The following is a 16,581-nucleotide window of genomic DNA, read 5'->3' on the forward strand; positions in this document are numbered from 1 at the left end:
AGCCGATCTGCGTCTGACAAGGTGTTCCTAAAATTCAGCAGGCAGCTCTAAAAACTCGGTTTGATTTTTAGGAACATCCGTCGATTTTATAACTGGTTTCTTGAATCACTTGCCGGTTTATCTTTTTTTTTGTATTTTACTATCATATCGTTTTGAATGTTTACGAGGCTTTTGCAGACTGGTAAATGTTCTATATGTTAAAAACTACAGTACGTAGCATAATTTCAGTTATAATGATGAAGGAGTTCATAAGATGGCAAAACAACTGCTGTTTAATGAAGAAGCACGGAAAAAGCTGCTTTCCGGTGTTGAACAAATTTCAAGTGCGGTAAAAGTTACATTAGGTCCCAAAGGACGCAATGTCTTACTCGATAAGAGCTTCGGCGCCCCGACCGTTACCAAAGACGGTGTATCGGTTGCCCGTGAAGTTGAATTGGAAGATCCGTTTGAGAATATGGGAGCGCAACTCTTAAAAGAAGTTGCCACAAAGACCAACGATGTTGCCGGTGATGGAACCACAACCGCAACCGTTTTGGCTTATTCTATGGTACGCGAAGGCTTAAAAGCCGTTGCCGCCGGTATGACCCCGCTTGAATTAAAGCGCGGTATGGATAAGGCTGTGGCAATCGCCGTAGACGATATTCAGAAAAACGCCAAAGAGATTAAAGGCTCCGAAGAAGTTGCGCATGTCGCTTCCGTTTCTGCAAACAACGATCAGGAAATCGGTAAAATCCTTGCCGATGCCATTGCTCGTGTAGGAAAAGACGGCGTTATCGATGTCGGCGAAGCGCAGACGATGGAAACCGTTACCGAATATGTTGAAGGTATGCAGTTTGACCGCGGCTATATTTCTTCCTATTTTGTAACCGATCGTGACCGTATGGAAACCGTATACGACAATCCGTATATCTTAATCCACGACAAGACCATTTCTACAATGAAAGACTTGTTGCCTCTTTTGGAAAAAGTCGCACAGTCCGGCCGCCCGCTTTTGATTATCGCAGAAGATGTTGAAGGCGAAGCATTGGCAACCTTAGTTGTAAACAGCCTCCGCGGTGCGTTAAAAACTTGTGCGGTAAAGGCTCCCGGTTTCGGCGACCGCCGCAAGGAAATGCTCGAAGATATCGCTATTTTGACTGGCGGACAGGTTATCTCCGAAGAATTGGGATTAAAGCTGGAAACAGCCGATATCAGCCAACTCGGTCAGGCGAAGAGCGTTAAAATCGATAAAGAGAATACTACGATTATCGACGGCGCAGGCGATAAAAAGCACATCAGCGACCGTGTGGCTCAGATTAAGAAGCAGATTGAAAATTCTTCTTCCGAATACGACACCGAAAAGCTCAAGGAACGCCTTGCAAAACTTGCCGGCGGTGTTGCGGTTATTAAGATCGGCGCCGTTACCGAAGTAGAAATGAAGGAAAAGAAACACCGTGTAGAGGATGCCTTGAACGCAACCCGCGCCGCTATCGAAGAAGGTATTGTTGCAGGCGGTGGTCTTGCACTCATTCAGGCTGCGGAAGCGCTCAACAAGGCTGATATTTCCAAGCTGACTGAAGACGAGAAGATTGGCTTTAAGATTGTGAAGCGCGCGCTTGAAGAGCCGATTCGCCAGATTGCGGAAAATGCCGGTGTTGACGGCGCTGTTATTGCGGAAAAAGCAAAAGAGAAGCGTGGTATCGGTTTTGACGCTGCAAAAATGGAATGGGCGGATATGATGAAGGTCGGTATTATCGACCCCGCAAAGGTTACCCGCTCCGCATTGCAGAACGCCGCATCCATTGCGAGTCTCCTGCTGACCACCGAGTGCGCTATCACTAATCTTCCTGAAAAGCACGCTCCGGCAGCTCCTGCTCCCGACATGGGCGGTATGGGCGGAATGTATTAATCGATATTCCCAACAAGCGGGTAAACGCATCAGGTAGAGTAGACCGGAATCGCAGAATAAAGAGGTTATGAGACCATTTGAACCATCTTCAACTGTTGTACGTCCGTGTACAACAGTTGAAGGCGAGTTTTGTGTGTGCACAAAACATCGCTGCTGTATGGAATCACTGCCATCCTTGGCAGTTCTGGTTGAGCAGCCCTAATTATTCTGCGGGGATGTTAAAAAAACGGACTGATGCGTTTGCCTGCGTATCGGTCGGTTGACCGTTTATCGTAACTATGTTACAGTAGCTTATCTACGTGATCGTTGTTTCCATTAATGATAGAGCCGAAAGTTCAGCTTACATAATCAAATAAAGGTCTCATAGAAATTGTTTCCGTATGGATTCATTATTTAGCACCGCAAAAGGTAAAAGGATTTGAGTATGGCTCAGAAAATCTATGTAGGGAATTTAAACTACGCAACCACGGAAGAAGGTTTGTCAACCTTGTTTGGAACTTACGGCGAAGTCGTTTCGGCAGTTGTCATTAAAGACAAGTTCAGCAACCGTTCAAAGGGATTCGGATTTGTTGAAATGGCTGATGAGGGCGCTGCGCAAAATGCTATTGCAGAATTAAACGAAAAAGAATTCGAAGGACGCCGTCTCCGCGTTAATGTCGCACAGGAAAAACCCCGCCGCACCTATCCCTAATCAATTTATACAAAGGATCGGGAAACTCTAAAAACTGAAAAAAATTTCTTTCCTCTATAAGATAGAAGCCAATAAAAAGTTGCGGTAAAGTTTGCTATTATCTATATGGAGAGGAGCCAAGCTATGATTAACCATAACGCTCAATTTTTTTGGTGCCTGATTGTTAAGCATACTGCTATAACAAAGCCTCGGATATGCTTGGCGCCGATTATGGCTGCGATGATCCTTTTCTGCGCTTTATGCAGCACCTCATGTGCTTCGGTACAAACGGATATCCGCTATTCGGGCGGCGTGGGATCTGCTCGTGAAAAAACACTTGCAATGCTTGAATCGGCTATCGTCTCGCAACGGATACAATATAGCTCCGAACAAGTTAAGCGGATACAGACAGACATCGAAGCCTTGTTGCGGGAACCTTCCACCGATTCTTCATATTTGGCACGGCTATATGCTCTTTCTGCAGACGTATACCTATTACAACGCCAACCGAACGAAGCACGGAAGCGATTAGCTGAGGCAAAACAGCAAAACGAATATGATGAATACGTCCAATTAGTTTCGGCACGGATCATTTCCGATCAGGAAAAGCGGAGAGCATATTTGGAAGAGCGGCTTATACAAAATCCGACGTATTACCGGCTGAAAGCAGAACTCGGAGGGCTTTATTTCGCGGTAAAAGACTATCGGAATGCCCTCGCAGCCTTTGACGCTTCGCTTTCATTTTTACCTGAAGAATATCAGCGGCTCTACAGTAAACAGCGCGAGCAGAGTTTACAGCTTTATACGATAGACGGGACATCCATTCGGAAATCTTCTGAAAAGATATTGCAAGCGCCTCAACTTTCATTAATAGAAATGGCAACCCTTACGCAAGATTCTACGAACGCACTGGATTTTATAACCGGTACCGCAGAATGGAAACCGCCGCTCCTTGCCGAATATCTGCAAAAAGATGGATGGTACAATCCGGAATGTGATGTTCTCAAAGATTTTGCGTCGAAAAAAGATGCCGCACTGTTTTTATGGCATTTAATTGTAGGCAATGATGAACTTCGCTTAAAGAAATATACACGCTATTACACCAGCAGACGACGGCTGCCTATTCCCGATGTTTTGATGGACGGTGTTTATTTTGATGCTATCATCGGTACGGTAGAAGAAGATGTTGTACCGCTCGTAGACGGTAAAAACTTTGAACCCGACAAACCCGTCAGCGGCATGGAGTTTTATCGCTGGTTGTTAAAAGCTGATGCCCTTCGGTGAATATCAGGGCGACTGAATCGGACGCACTTTTATATTTCTCCGCGTTAAACAACTGTCCTTTAGGGAGATTATAGTATGGTTATCCGTCTTTCTTAAAAAGCATAAAATTTAAAAAAATTGTGCGCAAAAAGAAGATAGGCTGGTCTTTTCTTGCTCTTTCGGTTATACTAAATACATGGAAGCCATAGATATTTTAAAGCCGCTTTTGGAAAAAGGACTGTTAAAGGAAAGCCTTACTTTGGCAGAAAGCGAAGGTAAGGAACTAAGCAAAATCAGCCATGATGGGCTTAATTTTGTAACAGCTTCTATATTAGCTGATGTACCCTCTGTTGAAAAAACCGAATTGATTAGAAAAACCGGAGCTTTCTTCTCTGCCGAGGATTATTGTAATCTATTAAATGAAAAGGTGTTTACTATTCACCCCGTAACCCGCGATCGGTTAAAAGATCAGGGGGCGTTGTTAACCGATGAAAATGTGAAGCAATACTATGCATGGTATAATATTTTTGATATTGCCTTCCCGTGGCTTCCATTATCGGTATTTGAAGATTTGGTAGTTTATCTACGGGATGAAAAGAGGTTGGTTTTAGATAAGGAAACACGAGAACTGGTAAAAGAAAATTTTTTAAATTCCAAACGATATTCCGAACGGGAGTTAAACACTCTATTCGAATCACCTATTTTTGATAACGAATTTTAATTGCGATATTGATGGAGCTGTCTGATATGGGGGCATTCTCTTAAAATGAAACATACCCCGACGCAGAGTGTCGGGGTGGTAAACGCTCCGTATAAATGAACGGGAACAACGCAGTTTTATTTTTTACCGGCCTGTACGAGTGTTACAACTGCCGTTACGACAATATCTTCGGTTGAACAGCCTCGAGACAAATCCGATAACGGTTTTGCAAACCCCTGCATAAAAGGTCCGTAAGCATCGGCTTTTGCGAAGCGCTGTACTAACTTATACCCGATATTTCCCGAATTAAGCTCGGGGAATATCAACGTATTTACCTTATCGCGGATAGGGCTTCCTGGCGCTTTTCTATCGGTTACTTCCGGTATGAGCGCGGCATCAAGCTGGAGTTCACCGTCATAACAGAAATTCACTTTTCGTTCATCCAGCAATTTAACGGCTTCGCGTACTTTGATAAGGCTCTCATCTTTATCCCCGCCGGATCCTTTTGTCGAATACGAAAGGAGTGCAACGACAGGTTCATGCCCGACAAAAGCACGATAACTTTCGGCTGCCGCAGTTGCAATATCCGCTAACTGTTCGGCAGTAGGATTGGGAATAACCGCAGAATCCGAGAAAATCAATACACCGTTCGTCCCCCATTCGGTACTTTTGGTATCTACAATAAAGCAGGAAGAAGCGGTTCTAACGCCTTTCTTTACACCGACGATAGTAAGCCCCGCGCGCAATACGTTTGCTGTTGTGTTTTCCGCACCGGCAACCATCGCATCAGCTTTATCTTGTGCCAGCATCATCGCGGCAAACCGTAAAGGCTCGTGCATCTCTTTTTTTGCTTCCTCCGGTGTCATTCCTTTAGCTTTCCGTTTTTCGTATAACGCTACGGCAAAATCTTCCGTCCATTCGGAATGCTCCGGATCGACAATAGTAAACCCATCGGTCAATACGCCTAACTTTTTGCAGGCTTCTTTAATCTCTGATGTTTTTCCGATTAAAAACAACTCGGCTGGAATTTGTTGATCGACAAGTATACGAGCTGCACGTAAAGTACGCTCTTCCGTCGCCTCAGGCGAAACCAAGCGATTGTGATATTCTTTCGCTTTGTCTTTCATTATTTGAACAAACCGCATAATAAAACCTCCGAATCACAGATGTAGGCACGAGTGTACTATTTTACCGCTTTTTCTGCAAGATTGCGCATTGTCTTTCGTACGAAATTTTGGTTGCCATGCCCCCTTCAATTGACCAAGGAGAGCTTTTTTCGTACATTATGATAATGAATACAAATTATGATATTATCGTTATCGGCGCAGGCGCGGCGGGTATGGCTGCGGCGCAATATGCGTGCCGAGCAAACTTAAAAGTATTGGTACTGGAAGAAAAAGCGCCGGGCGGACAGGTTGTTTTAATCGATTCGCTTGAAAATTATCCCGGATATGCCGAACCGATAAACGGCTTTGAATTTGCTGAAAATATGCGTAAACAGGCGGCAGGCTTCGGCGCCGAATTTGCTTCCGATAAGGTAGAAGCTGTTACAAAAAACGGAGATAAAACCTTTACCGTACAAACCGCGGATAAAACCTACACGACGCTTGCAGTTATTCTTGCGACGGGAGCAGAGCACCGCAGCCTTGGCGTAAAGGGCGAAAAAGAGCTGCAAGGTAAAGGCGTTTCGTACTGCGCTACCTGCGACGGTCCCTTCTTTAGAAATAAGCATATCGTTGTGGTCGGTGGAGGGGATGCCGCTTGTGATGAAGCGCTCTTTCTTGCCAATTTGACTGATACAGTTACGATGGTACACCGCCGCGATACCTTCCGCGCGCAAAAGGCGCTCGTTACCCGAACATTGAACAATCCTCATATAACGGCGGTATTCGATACGACCGTTACGGAAATAAAGGGAACCGATAAGGTAACCGCCGTTGTACTGCGGAACGTAAAAACGCAGGAAGAGCGGGAACTTGTCTGTGATGCAGTTTTCTTTTTTGTCGGTATGAATCCTAAAACGGAGCTATTTCCCGACGCAACGAAAGATGCAACGGGCTATATCGTTACCGATGAGGATATGCGTACTTCTATCGAAGGACTCTACGCGGCGGGCGATGTGCGCGCGAAGTCTTTCCGGCAGGTGGTTACCGCAGTTTCCGACGGCGCTATTGCCGCCCATACCGCTGCAGCCTATATCGAAAATCTCCATAGTTAACCGCTTTGCGTCGTAAATATTTTTTTGCCGCCGTCTTATTCGGCGTCGCACTGCTGATCTTACCGCAGCTCAAGACACAACTGAATGCTCAAGCTCAAACTGCTGCACTTAAAACCCTGCCCGATTTTTATGATGCCGTACCTGCCGCGGAGCTTGCCGGCCGGATTACGGAGGCAATGACCGACGAAGAGCTATTATCCCAAACATTCATGTTCGGATGGGCGGGGCAGGCGCCGACCGACCTTTTAATGAGCTGGATTACCGAGCGGAGCCTCGGCAGCATCAAGATATTCGGCTGGAATACCGAGGACAGTATTGAACTGGCAAAAGCGGTTAGCCTTTTACAAAAAAAAGCCAACAGCACCCGCTTCCGTATCCCGCTCTTTGTTGCAACCGATCAGGAAGGGGGCTGGATACGGCATGTTAAGGGACGTACATCGGAAACACCCGGCAACCTCGCTATCGGCGCCTCCGGCTATCCGATAGATGCTTACTACGAGGGCTTTTATATAGCCCGTGAGCTTTCGGCGCTTGGGATCAATCTCAATTTTGCGCCGACGGTAGACCTCTATACCAACCATGAATCTTCCATTATAGGGCCGCGTTCCTTCGGGCAATCGCCGGAGGCTGCGGGGATTTTAGCCCGTGCCTTTATGCAGGGGAGTAAAAAAGCAGGCGTACTGACCACTGCTAAGCATTTCCCCGGACACGGGGACACGGCGCTTGACAGCCACGGAAAGCTGCCGAGCATCGCCATTTCCAAAGAAACCTTCTATAACCGCGAGCTGGTGCCGTTTCAATATCTCATCGAAGCGGATGTACCGGCGATTATGACCGGACACTTACACTTTCCCGCCGTATCCGAACACGGAGAGCCCGCTTCGTTCTCTCAGTATTTACTGCAAACCGTACTGCGCGGGCAGCTCGGATTTAAAGGTTTGGTTATCACCGATGATATGATGATGCACGGCGCAATCCGCTATGCCGGTACGGTTGCCAAGGCGGTTCAGCTCGCGCTTGAGGCGGGAAACGATATCATCGAATCGTCTACTACGCCTCGCCTTTATGATGCATTTTGGACGGAAAATTTACAGCGGATGCAAACCAATGAAGCATTCAGGTTGCGGGTTAAGGATGCAGCGCGTAGGATAATCGAAACAAAACTTCGGTATTTTAAAAGCGGCAATGCAGTACCGCTGTATCCCGACATATATGCTATTCCCGAAAAGCTGCCCGATGCCGAAGGACAGGCATTTTTTCTTTCACTTGCAGCACGGGCAGTTACCGTTGTCCGCGGTAAATACATTCCGTATACAATAAAACCGGGAGAAAAGATATTGCTTGCCGGTTCATATTCCGCTTTTTTACAGGCCGGTTTAAAACGATTCCCTGCTGCCCGAACCAGCAATCTGGCGGACAACATTTTTTCAAAAACCGCCGCAAGCGATACCGTCATTTTCTGTCTTGCAAACGATTCATCACTCCAAGTCTTGCAGCGGCTCTATAAGACCTATCCTAACAAACGGTATATCATTTTTTCCTGCCTCTCGCCGGTATTCTTGTCGGGTATTCCGGAAATTCCAACCGCGCTTGCTCTTTACAGCTATGCGCCGGTTTCGTTTACCGCAGGCTTCGGAGCATTGCTCGGCGATTTTAAACCGCAGGGACACTTGCCGCTTGATGGGATCAATTAACTATGCAACGGAAAAGTACCGATACATAGACTATGGCTCATTGTATTGTTCCCACGGCGGAAGAAATTCTTGATAAAGAATATAAGGTGTTGGACAAAGGCTTTGTCCGGTTGGTTGATTATCTCGGAGGAGACGCGCGCATCGTACAGGCCGCGCGGGTGTCGTATGGAGAGGGCACAAAAAGCGTTCGCGAAGATGCGGGGCTGATCGATTACCTACTACGGCATCAGCATACGTCCCCGTTTGAACAGGTCGTGCTGACCTTCCATATAAAGATGCCGATTTTTGTCGCGCGGCAATGGGTGCGGCACCGGACGGCGCGTCTTAACGAAATTTCAGGGCGGTATTCGATTATGCGGGACGAATGCTATTTACCCGCATCCGAGGATATCGCATTCCAAAGTACGGATAACCGGCAGGGACGTATGAGCGAACCGGCGCCGCTTGAGATACGGACGCAGATACGGGACACTCTGCACACGCAGCAAGAGAGCGCCTACCGTGAATACCGTGCACTCATTGATACAAAACTGGCGCGGGAACTTGCTCGCATCAATTTGCCCCTATCTGCCTATACGGAAATGTATTGGCAAATCGATTTACACAATCTCTTTCACTTCTTAAAACTCCGTTGCGACAGCCATGCTCAAAAGGAAATCCGCGATTACGCCTTTGTACTGCTGGAGATTTGCCGGAACGTGGCGCCGCTTGCAACAAGATCGTTCGAAAAGCATAGCTTAACCGGTGTGCATCTTTCCGGCGCCGAACTGGAAGCCGTGCGCAATCTGCTGCAAGGCAAAGAAAGCGGACTCAAAGGCAAAGAGCTGGAACGCTTTGAAGAAAAAATCCGCTCCGGTGAACAACTATAGCAAAACTGGGTAAACGCATCAGAGATTTTTTATATCCCCGCAAAATCAGGAGACCGTCCAAGCAGAATTGAACCGCTTTGCAGTTCAAATGCTTGTCCAATCTCCTGATTTTGCGATTTATATTTATTCATCTAATGCGTTTACTCGTTTGCCGGAAAAATGTGCGAAATTTAAAAAAAACTTCGCACAAAAGGAAGGTAAACGCATCAGAGTATTTTTTTTGATATTCTCAGCATCATACTTTTGGTAGAGATATAAAATTCTATTTTTTATTTACAAACGTAAAAAACGGATTTATACTTTATGTGTAATGATTCAATAGTAATGCAAGCTAAGGGGTCATTCATAAATCCAATTCACAGGAGGTACTTTTTATGGTAACGTTTTTGCTGTGTGTCGCAGCGCTCATTGTCGGTTACTTGGTGTACGGTACGTTTGTAGAAAAAGTTTTTGCTCCGAATGAAGCAAATCGGACGCCTGCTATGGCTAATCCTGACGGAATAGACTATGTTCCGATCTCAAAGCCGAAAGCTTTTTTAATCCAGCTTTTGAATATCGCCGGTTTAGGGCCGATCTTCGGTGCAATTTCCGGCGCTTTATGGGGGCCAAGTGTCTATCTCTGGATTGTCGGCGGAACGCTGCTTGCCGGAGGTGTCCACGATTATCTTGCCGGTATGTTGTCGGTGCGGAATGACGGCGCCAGTATTACCGAAATTACCGGTAAATACTTAGGTCATACGATGCAGAATATTATGCGCGTATTCGGTTTAGTGTTGCTTGTTATGGTCGGTGTCGTATTTATGGTAGGTCCGGCAGGTCTGCTTGCGCTGCTGACGCCCGAATGGCTCAATGTAAAAGTATGGACAATTATCATTCTTGTATACTATTTCCTTGCGACTCTCCTGCCGGTTGATAAGGTTATTGCGCGGTTCTATCCGATTTTCGGTATTTTCCTTATTTTAATGGCTGTCGGTGTTTCGGTTGCGACAATACTGAACAGCGGAACTCGTCCAATGATGGAATTGACGCTCGAAAACTTGTATCCGAGCGCACATCAGCGTCCTATTTGGCCGTTAATGTTTATCACGGTAGCATGCGGCGCCATCTCCGGTTTCCACGCAACGCAGTCTCCGATTGTTTCGCGTACGTTAAAAAATGAAAAAGAAGGCCGTTGGGTTTTCTACGGTGCAATGGTTGCCGAAGGTATTATCGCAATGGTATGGGCATCGGCGGCAATCGCTTTCTTTTGGAATAAAGACGGCTCAGGTACCGGTCTTAAAGCGCTCCTCGATATCGGCGGCGGAAATTCAAAATCGGTTTACGCCATTTGTACCGGCTTACTTGGAACGGTCGGCGGCGCTATCGCAATGATCGGTGTTATCGCATGTCCCATTACTTCGGGTGATACCGCGTTCCGCAGCGCTCGTATGATTGTCTTTGACTGGTTTAAACTTGATGAAAAGAATCTAAAGACTCGACTTTCTGTTGCCGTACCGTTACTGCTGGTTGGGTACTGTATTTCGCTTATCAATTACAGTGTTGTATGGCGCTATTTCTCGTGGTCAAATCAAACGCTTGCGATGATTGTCTTATGGACAGGCGGCGCTTATCTTGCAACAAACTATTCCAATCGGAACCGCTGCTGGATTGCGGTTATCCCCGCAACTTTTATGTCGGCTGTTTCCGTTACCTACCTGATGTATGCACCGGAGTGTTTCAATCTGGTTCGGCTCGGTATGCAGGGAATTACGATTTCGTATGCGGTCGGAATTGTTGTTGCGGCAGTGTTCTTTGTCATCTTTATGACAAGAATTTACCTGCGGCCTCAACAGAGTCTCGAAAGTCAACAAAAGATCATTATCGGACGTGCTCATAGCAAATAGGCAATTAAAGACAAGGGGAAGTGCTGATTAAATGCGCTTCTCGCTTTAATCAGCACTTCCCTAAGTTTTTAGAGATGTCCGGCAATTTTACTAAAGAGAAGCCGTCGGCTGTTTTACGCGGCTTCTCTATCGCGGTTTATTATATGCCTTTTGAAACGTGGATACGTTCGCGATTACTTCCAATCCGTCCTAATTTGTCGCGAAGAAGTAAATCGTTCAATGGCAAGATCAAATAAATGCATGATGAGTTCCCGATATGGCATGCCTGATGCTTCACACATCTTGGGGAACATCGAAATGGCGGTAAAGCCCGGGATGGTGTTTACCTCGTTCAAATAAATTTTCTTTGTTTTTTTGTCGATAAAAAAATCGACCCGCGCTAAGCCGCTTAAATCAAGCGCTCGGTAGGCTTTGCCTGCAATACTGCGGATTTCACGGCGCTGTTCGTCGTCGATGTCGGCAGGGATTTTCAGCTGCGCTCCGTTGGGATCAATATACTTTGCATCATAATCGTAAAATTCATGCGAGGGGATAATTTCTCCCGGCGTATAGACCACACATTCATCATTGCCGGTTACGGAACATTCGATTTCGCGCGCGGCAATACAGGCTTCGATCAGTACCTTGCTGTCCCAGAGAAATGCTTCCTGCATCTTTTGCAGCAGCTCGGTGCGGTTGGCTGCTTTACCGGCGCCGACGGAACTACCTACCCTACATGGTTTGACAAACAGCGGGTATTCCAATTCTTTTTCTGCCTGAGTGATAAAACTTTCGCGTTCTTTCGGGTTATCCCATTGGAATTTTCTTACACATAAGAATGGAACAATCGGCAACTGCTCATGCTGCCAGATTATCTTTGTCTTTTCTTTGTCCATCGCAGCGCTACTTGCAAGCACGCCGCCGCCGATATATGGAAGGTCAGCCATTTCAAATAAACCTTGAATGGTGCCGTCCTCTCCAAAACTGCCGTGTAATACCGGAAAAACAACATCCGTAGCAATCGGTTTGCCGTTTACTGATAAGCCGGATGTAGTGCCTCCGCCCGGGATAACGGCAACACGTGCTGCCTTATTGCGCTCTATCGTTAAGACTGCGGACGTATCCTTACGAATACGTTCTAAAAGTGAGTCAGGCTGCAAATACCATTCACCGTTTTTGGTAATACCGATTAAATGTACGGTATGTTCGTTGTCGATAGCACGGACAACAAAAGAAGCGGAAACAAGCGACACCTCATGCTCACCCGATCTTCCGCCATAAATAATAGCTATATTCATAGTATACTCCGTATTGTATCCTTTATGTATTTTCCAATTTTTTTAAGATTTCAACGGCGAGCGTATCTTCGGGATAAATATCAAGAACTGTTCTAAAAAAGGCTTTGGCCTCTTCCGTCTTTCCTTCTTTTAGCGATATAGTCCCTAAATTTGAAATAATCTTGATATTCTCCGGCTCTTGCTCAAGTGCGCTCATCAGCCAACGGCGGCTTTCGTCAAATTGATCAAGCTCCATTAAACAGATGGCAAGCTCGTTGCAAATATCGCAATAGGCAACAGCCAGTTCCTTTGGAGTCTTTTTCCCAAGCTCCAGACAATGAAGGAATGCTTCCGAAGCGTCCTTCCATCGCTCTTGACGGCGCAGCGCCCAGCCGAGCAAAAACCACGCATTCCATACCTTAGGGTGATGCTCTAAAAACTCCCGTATTTTTTCCAGCGCCTTTTCTTCTTCTCCCATCTGTATAAAATCAAAAGCTCCCTTAAAAAGCTCATCGTCAAGCGCTTGTGTTTCTATCCATTCAATGAGTTCGGAAGCCTTTTTTTTGCGATGTGCCGTTAATTCATCCTGCGCCGTTTCAATATGCAGGTACGTTTCCAATACGCTTTTTGCCTTGGGAAAGTTTTTCTGACGGATAAAGAAAAAGCCTGCATTAAAAAAGGCGTCAGGTAACGGCGGTTCGGCAGCCAACACTTCTTTATATGCTTGAAAAGCCTTATCGGTATAGTATTCGGCATAATCCTCTGCACCCGCTTGTTCGTAGAAACGGGAGCGTTCATCCATCAGTAGGGCAACGTTCAATTTTGTCTGCATGTGTTCGGGGAATAGACCTTCAAGTGCAAACAACAGCTGTTCAGCTAAGTCAAAATCGGCATTTTTTATCTTTAGAATTGCAGCATTGGTCATTTCTTCGAGGATATTCGGACGTAATTCCTTAAAAATATCCCGATAGTATGCAATGTGCTGATTATCCCTTTCGTATGCAAATACATTCAGCATACCGGCTAAAATCATCTCTTCGGAAATACTTCCCGCCGTAAACTTTTCCTCTTCATCCGTTAGAAGGAGCGGAAGCGGTATCGATGAATCAAAGCCGGGAATTTTTGCCGCTAAAGCATATTCATCAGGCACTTTGATATAAATGAGTTGCTTATCGGAGTTTTCCATTTGTATTGATCCTATTGGGTTACGACGATTTGTTTGTACTGATAAACCTCATTAGAGATAGGTTTTACGTTGTTGGTTAAAGTATTGAGTTAATCGTATTTTATAAGCAAGCGGCACCGTCGAGGGGGTATACGTCATCGCAACTGCAATCAGGTCTTTCCGCTTTTCTACCAACTCTGCTCTGATAATTTTACCGCGCAATCCGACAATGACGGTAGGATCATCAAAGTCGAACTTCAGCACACAGTCTTTATTGAGCAGAAACGGAGCAATCCCTGCCATAATAAACTTTGCGCCGGAAAACGAAATATCCCGCACGATGCAACGCCTAGGAATGTTTTCGATGTAAACAATTGTTTCTTTTTTTGTCAGCGACAGTTTCCGCATCGCCTCCGCGTTTAACTCGATACGTTCATCTCCGCGCTTAGTTGTATTTGCTTTTGCATCGACAAGGAGCCCCAGCTTTTCAATTAAGTCGTCGGGAGCGCGTTGTGTATATTCGATATTAAGCAGGAGTAAATCGGGGGTTACCGTATATGGTGTGCAGCTTACCACTTTCCCTGAAACAAAGAACGAAAGATCACTTTTCCCATTTGTTTGAGAAAAGGAAAACCACAGAGAAACCGCCGTAGAACCTTCGCATATTTTTTCATATATTCCGCAATGCTGCGGTACGATTACCTTTGCTCCTATCATCGAAGAAGAGTTGATGACGCACGGCCACGGTCCTCCTTCGGCGCCAACACAGCGTATTGATGATTGCTGCGCATTAAGATTCATTGCTTGAATAACTTCTTTTGTAAAAGTTATTTCCGCTTTTTGGAAAAAATCGTAATACCTATTAACCTGTTGACTCGTCAGGAAACCCATAGCAGTAATAATAAGTTTATTTTATTAAAAGGTCAAGCGAGCTTCAACAGGGTAAACTCATCAGACAGTTTGGTGTATTACCCCGCAAAATAAGCGGCTGTATCAGCAGAATTTCACCGCTGTGCGGTTCAAATGCTGCTCCAGCCGCTTATTTTGCGATATGTTTTTAGCTGTCTGATGCGTTTATCCTGTTTCTGAAAAAATTTCGCACAGAAGGAAGATAACCGCTACCGTCAAAAGCGAGTAAAGTGAACCTATATCGTAGGAATGAGGCACAACGGCTGAGCTGCGTTGCTTACCGAATTAGCCTGTGATTATAGGATCAGGGTGAAATGAGTAGGCGTACTTTTTTGGGTATGTCAATAGTTTACATTTATTAAAAAACGATTTATATTTGCTATTAGAGGTGAATATTGAATATGAAGTTTACTAAAGAGATAGAAAAAGCTATACAAACTTTTATAATAGAGCAACTACCTTCTCATAAAAACGATATTGTTACTTTTACTATGAATCATTTCGGTATATCAAAACCAACAGTAGCAAAGTTTTTAAATCAGCTTATTTTAGAAAATATTATTGAAATGAACAGAAAAGGCCGATACCCTGATTATTCTTTGGTTACAAAGAAATATTCTTTTACATATAAACTTAAAGATAAGCTCGAAGAAGATATAATTTTACGAAAGGATATTTTGCCTCTTTTATCCGATGTACAAGAAAACGTTCAACGGATTGTTCAATATTGCTTTACCGAAATGGTGAACAATGTTATTGATCATTCAAATGCAGAGATAATGAATGTTCAAGTAGACTTAAACGCTTTAAATATTGAAATCTTGATTCGTGATAACGGAGTCGGTATCTTTAATAAAATTCAAAAAGCCCTCGGTCTTGAAGATCCGAAATATTCTATTTTGGAACTTGCAAAGGGAAAATTTACATCGGATCCTGAAAGACACAGCGGTGAAGGTATTTTTTTTAGTTCCCGTCTATGTGATAAGTTTATGATCTTATCCGGCGAATTATTTTTTAGTGGTCATCATGAAAATGACTGGCTGCTTGAAAATCATGATTCCGTATCGGGTACTGCGGTTTCGATGGTAATAGCAAAAAACTCACATTTAAATATTTCGGATGTTTTTAATGAGTATGCAGACCCTGATAAACAGCCCGGTTTTTATAAAACCCGTATACCGGTAAAACTTATGGAATATGAAGGCGAACTATTACTGTCCCGTTCACAGGCAAAAAGGCTTATTACACGATTTGATAAATTTTTAGAAGTCGTTTTGGATTTTCAAGGGGTAACAGAAATAGGTCAAGCATTTGCCGATGAAGTTTTTAGAGTGTCTAGAAACATGCATCCCAATGTTCATTTACAACCGGTAAATTGTTCTCCCACCGTACAGCGTATGATTGCATATATATCCGCTGATTATTTTCAAAATATATACAATAGCTAATCCTTACCGAAATATATCGAACGCCATGGCTGCGGCACAATATAATAAGCCGAGCGCCATAACGGCGTTGACTACGATGCCGTACTTACCCAAAAGTTTGTCGAATGATGTACCTACTATCACCCAACAGAAGGCGCATATTGGACCGAAGCATGATAGAAAGATATACCATCCGATAAGCGCACTCAATGTGTTATAATGCGGTAAAATAAAGGTAGTCCATACAGTGATAGCATAGATAATAACTTTAATATTGATAAACTGCTGCAATGCCCCATGTAATACGATATGCGTACTCTTCATCGGCGTTTTTCCGCTATGCGGTTTATTTTTCCATACAATCCATGCAAGATAGATCATATACAGCGCTCCCCCCGTTAAGAAGAAGGGTTTAATTGCAGGAATTGTTTCATAGAGAATAGAAGAAAAAACAGCGCAACATAACATGAGACATAGAAAGCCGATCAAACAGCCGAAAACAAAGAGAACTCCTTTACGAAATCCGTATTTACTCGAATACATCATTGCTGAAATATTATTCGGCCCCGGAGTAATCGATGTAAAAAATACAAAACTGAAAAAAGCAATGTAGTTCATGGGCATCCCCTGTCGTATGCA

At 44.7% G+C, this 16,581-nt stretch carries 14 protein-coding genes; 9 read left to right on the forward strand and 5 right to left on the reverse strand.

Annotated features, from left to right (window positions below; genetic code table 11):
* Positions 1–253 precede the first annotated feature (253 nt).
* The 4 genes from groL to ABK01_RS03745 all read left to right on the forward strand — a co-directional run bounded on the left by groL (position 254) and on the right by ABK01_RS03745 (position 4,542).
* Complete coding sequence (gene groL / locus ABK01_RS03730) at positions 254–1,888, forward strand: chaperonin GroEL (protein WP_212566119.1); 1,635 nt, start codon at positions 254–256, stop codon at positions 1,886–1,888.
* A gap of 424 nt (positions 1,889–2,312) precedes the next feature.
* Positions 2,313–2,579: an RNA-binding regulator gene (locus tag ABK01_RS03735; protein ID WP_212566121.1), complete on the forward strand. Its 267-nt coding sequence runs from the start codon at positions 2,313–2,315 to the stop codon at positions 2,577–2,579.
* Positions 2,580–2,702: 123 nt separating this feature from the next.
* Entirely contained in the window at positions 2,703–3,842 is a 1,140-nt protein-coding gene (locus ABK01_RS03740) for a tetratricopeptide repeat protein (RefSeq protein ID WP_253676286.1), read from the forward strand.
* A gap of 175 nt (positions 3,843–4,017) precedes the next feature.
* Complete coding sequence (locus tag ABK01_RS03745) at positions 4,018–4,542, forward strand: hypothetical protein (RefSeq protein ID WP_212566123.1); 525 nt, start codon at positions 4,018–4,020, stop codon at positions 4,540–4,542.
* A gap of 116 nt (positions 4,543–4,658) precedes the next feature.
* Here the strand turns inward: ABK01_RS03745 and pta are convergent, their stop codons facing one another.
* Positions 4,659–5,666 carry a phosphate acetyltransferase gene (pta, locus tag ABK01_RS03750; protein ID WP_253676287.1) on the reverse strand — a complete coding sequence of 336 codons (1,008 nt, stop codon included), beginning with the start codon at positions 5,664–5,666 and terminating at the stop codon, positions 4,659–4,661.
* Between the two features lie 146 nt (positions 5,667–5,812).
* Between pta and trxB the strand changes: the two genes are divergently transcribed.
* The 4 genes from trxB to ABK01_RS03770 all read left to right on the forward strand — a co-directional run bounded on the left by trxB (position 5,813) and on the right by ABK01_RS03770 (position 11,185).
* Entirely contained in the window at positions 5,813–6,739 is a 927-nt protein-coding gene (gene trxB, locus ABK01_RS03755) for a thioredoxin-disulfide reductase (protein WP_253676288.1), read from the forward strand.
* Positions 6,740–6,744: 5 nt separating this feature from the next.
* Positions 6,745–8,433, forward strand: a complete 1,689-nt coding sequence (locus ABK01_RS03760) for a glycoside hydrolase family 3 protein (protein ID WP_212566126.1) — start codon at positions 6,745–6,747, stop codon at positions 8,431–8,433.
* Positions 8,434–8,465: 32 nt separating this feature from the next.
* Positions 8,466–9,302 (forward strand): FAD-dependent thymidylate synthase, encoded by an 837-nt coding sequence (gene thyX / locus ABK01_RS03765; RefSeq protein WP_253676289.1) that lies wholly within the window; start codon positions 8,466–8,468, stop codon positions 9,300–9,302.
* A 374-nt stretch (positions 9,303–9,676) separates the two neighbouring features.
* Positions 9,677–11,185, forward strand: coding sequence for a carbon starvation CstA family protein (locus ABK01_RS03770; RefSeq protein WP_212566128.1), 1,509 nt, complete (start codon positions 9,677–9,679; stop codon positions 11,183–11,185).
* 173 nt (positions 11,186–11,358) lie between these two features.
* On the opposite strand, the gene ABK01_RS03775 is transcribed toward ABK01_RS03770, so the two are convergent.
* From ABK01_RS03775 to ABK01_RS03785, 3 genes are read right to left on the reverse strand one after another with little or no spacing between them, the layout of a single operon-like run.
* Positions 11,359–12,462, reverse strand: a complete 1,104-nt coding sequence (locus ABK01_RS03775) for a D-alanine--D-alanine ligase family protein (protein ID WP_253676290.1) — start codon at positions 12,460–12,462, stop codon at positions 11,359–11,361.
* Between the two features lie 22 nt (positions 12,463–12,484).
* Positions 12,485–13,627: a tetratricopeptide repeat protein gene (locus ABK01_RS03780; RefSeq protein WP_253676291.1), complete on the reverse strand. Its 1,143-nt coding sequence runs from the start codon at positions 13,625–13,627 to the stop codon at positions 12,485–12,487.
* Positions 13,628–13,678: 51 nt separating this feature from the next.
* A complete protein-coding gene (locus ABK01_RS03785; RefSeq protein ID WP_212566130.1) occupies positions 13,679–14,497 on the reverse strand; it encodes a PilZ domain-containing protein in 819 nt (272 codons plus the stop codon).
* Positions 14,498–14,916: 419 nt separating this feature from the next.
* Between ABK01_RS03785 and ABK01_RS03790 the strand changes: the two genes are divergently transcribed.
* Positions 14,917–15,963 (forward strand): STAS-like domain-containing protein, encoded by a 1,047-nt coding sequence (locus ABK01_RS03790; RefSeq protein ID WP_253676292.1) that lies wholly within the window; start codon positions 14,917–14,919, stop codon positions 15,961–15,963.
* A 3-nt stretch (positions 15,964–15,966) separates the two neighbouring features.
* Here the strand turns inward: ABK01_RS03790 and ABK01_RS03795 are convergent, their stop codons facing one another.
* Positions 15,967–16,560 (reverse strand): LysE family transporter, encoded by a 594-nt coding sequence (locus ABK01_RS03795; protein ID WP_253676293.1) that lies wholly within the window; start codon positions 16,558–16,560, stop codon positions 15,967–15,969.
* Positions 16,561–16,581: the final 21 nt, after the last annotated feature.

The organism is Treponema sp. OMZ 305 (genome assembly GCF_024181325.1).
Classification (GTDB): Bacteria; Spirochaetota; Spirochaetia; order Treponematales; family Treponemataceae; genus Treponema.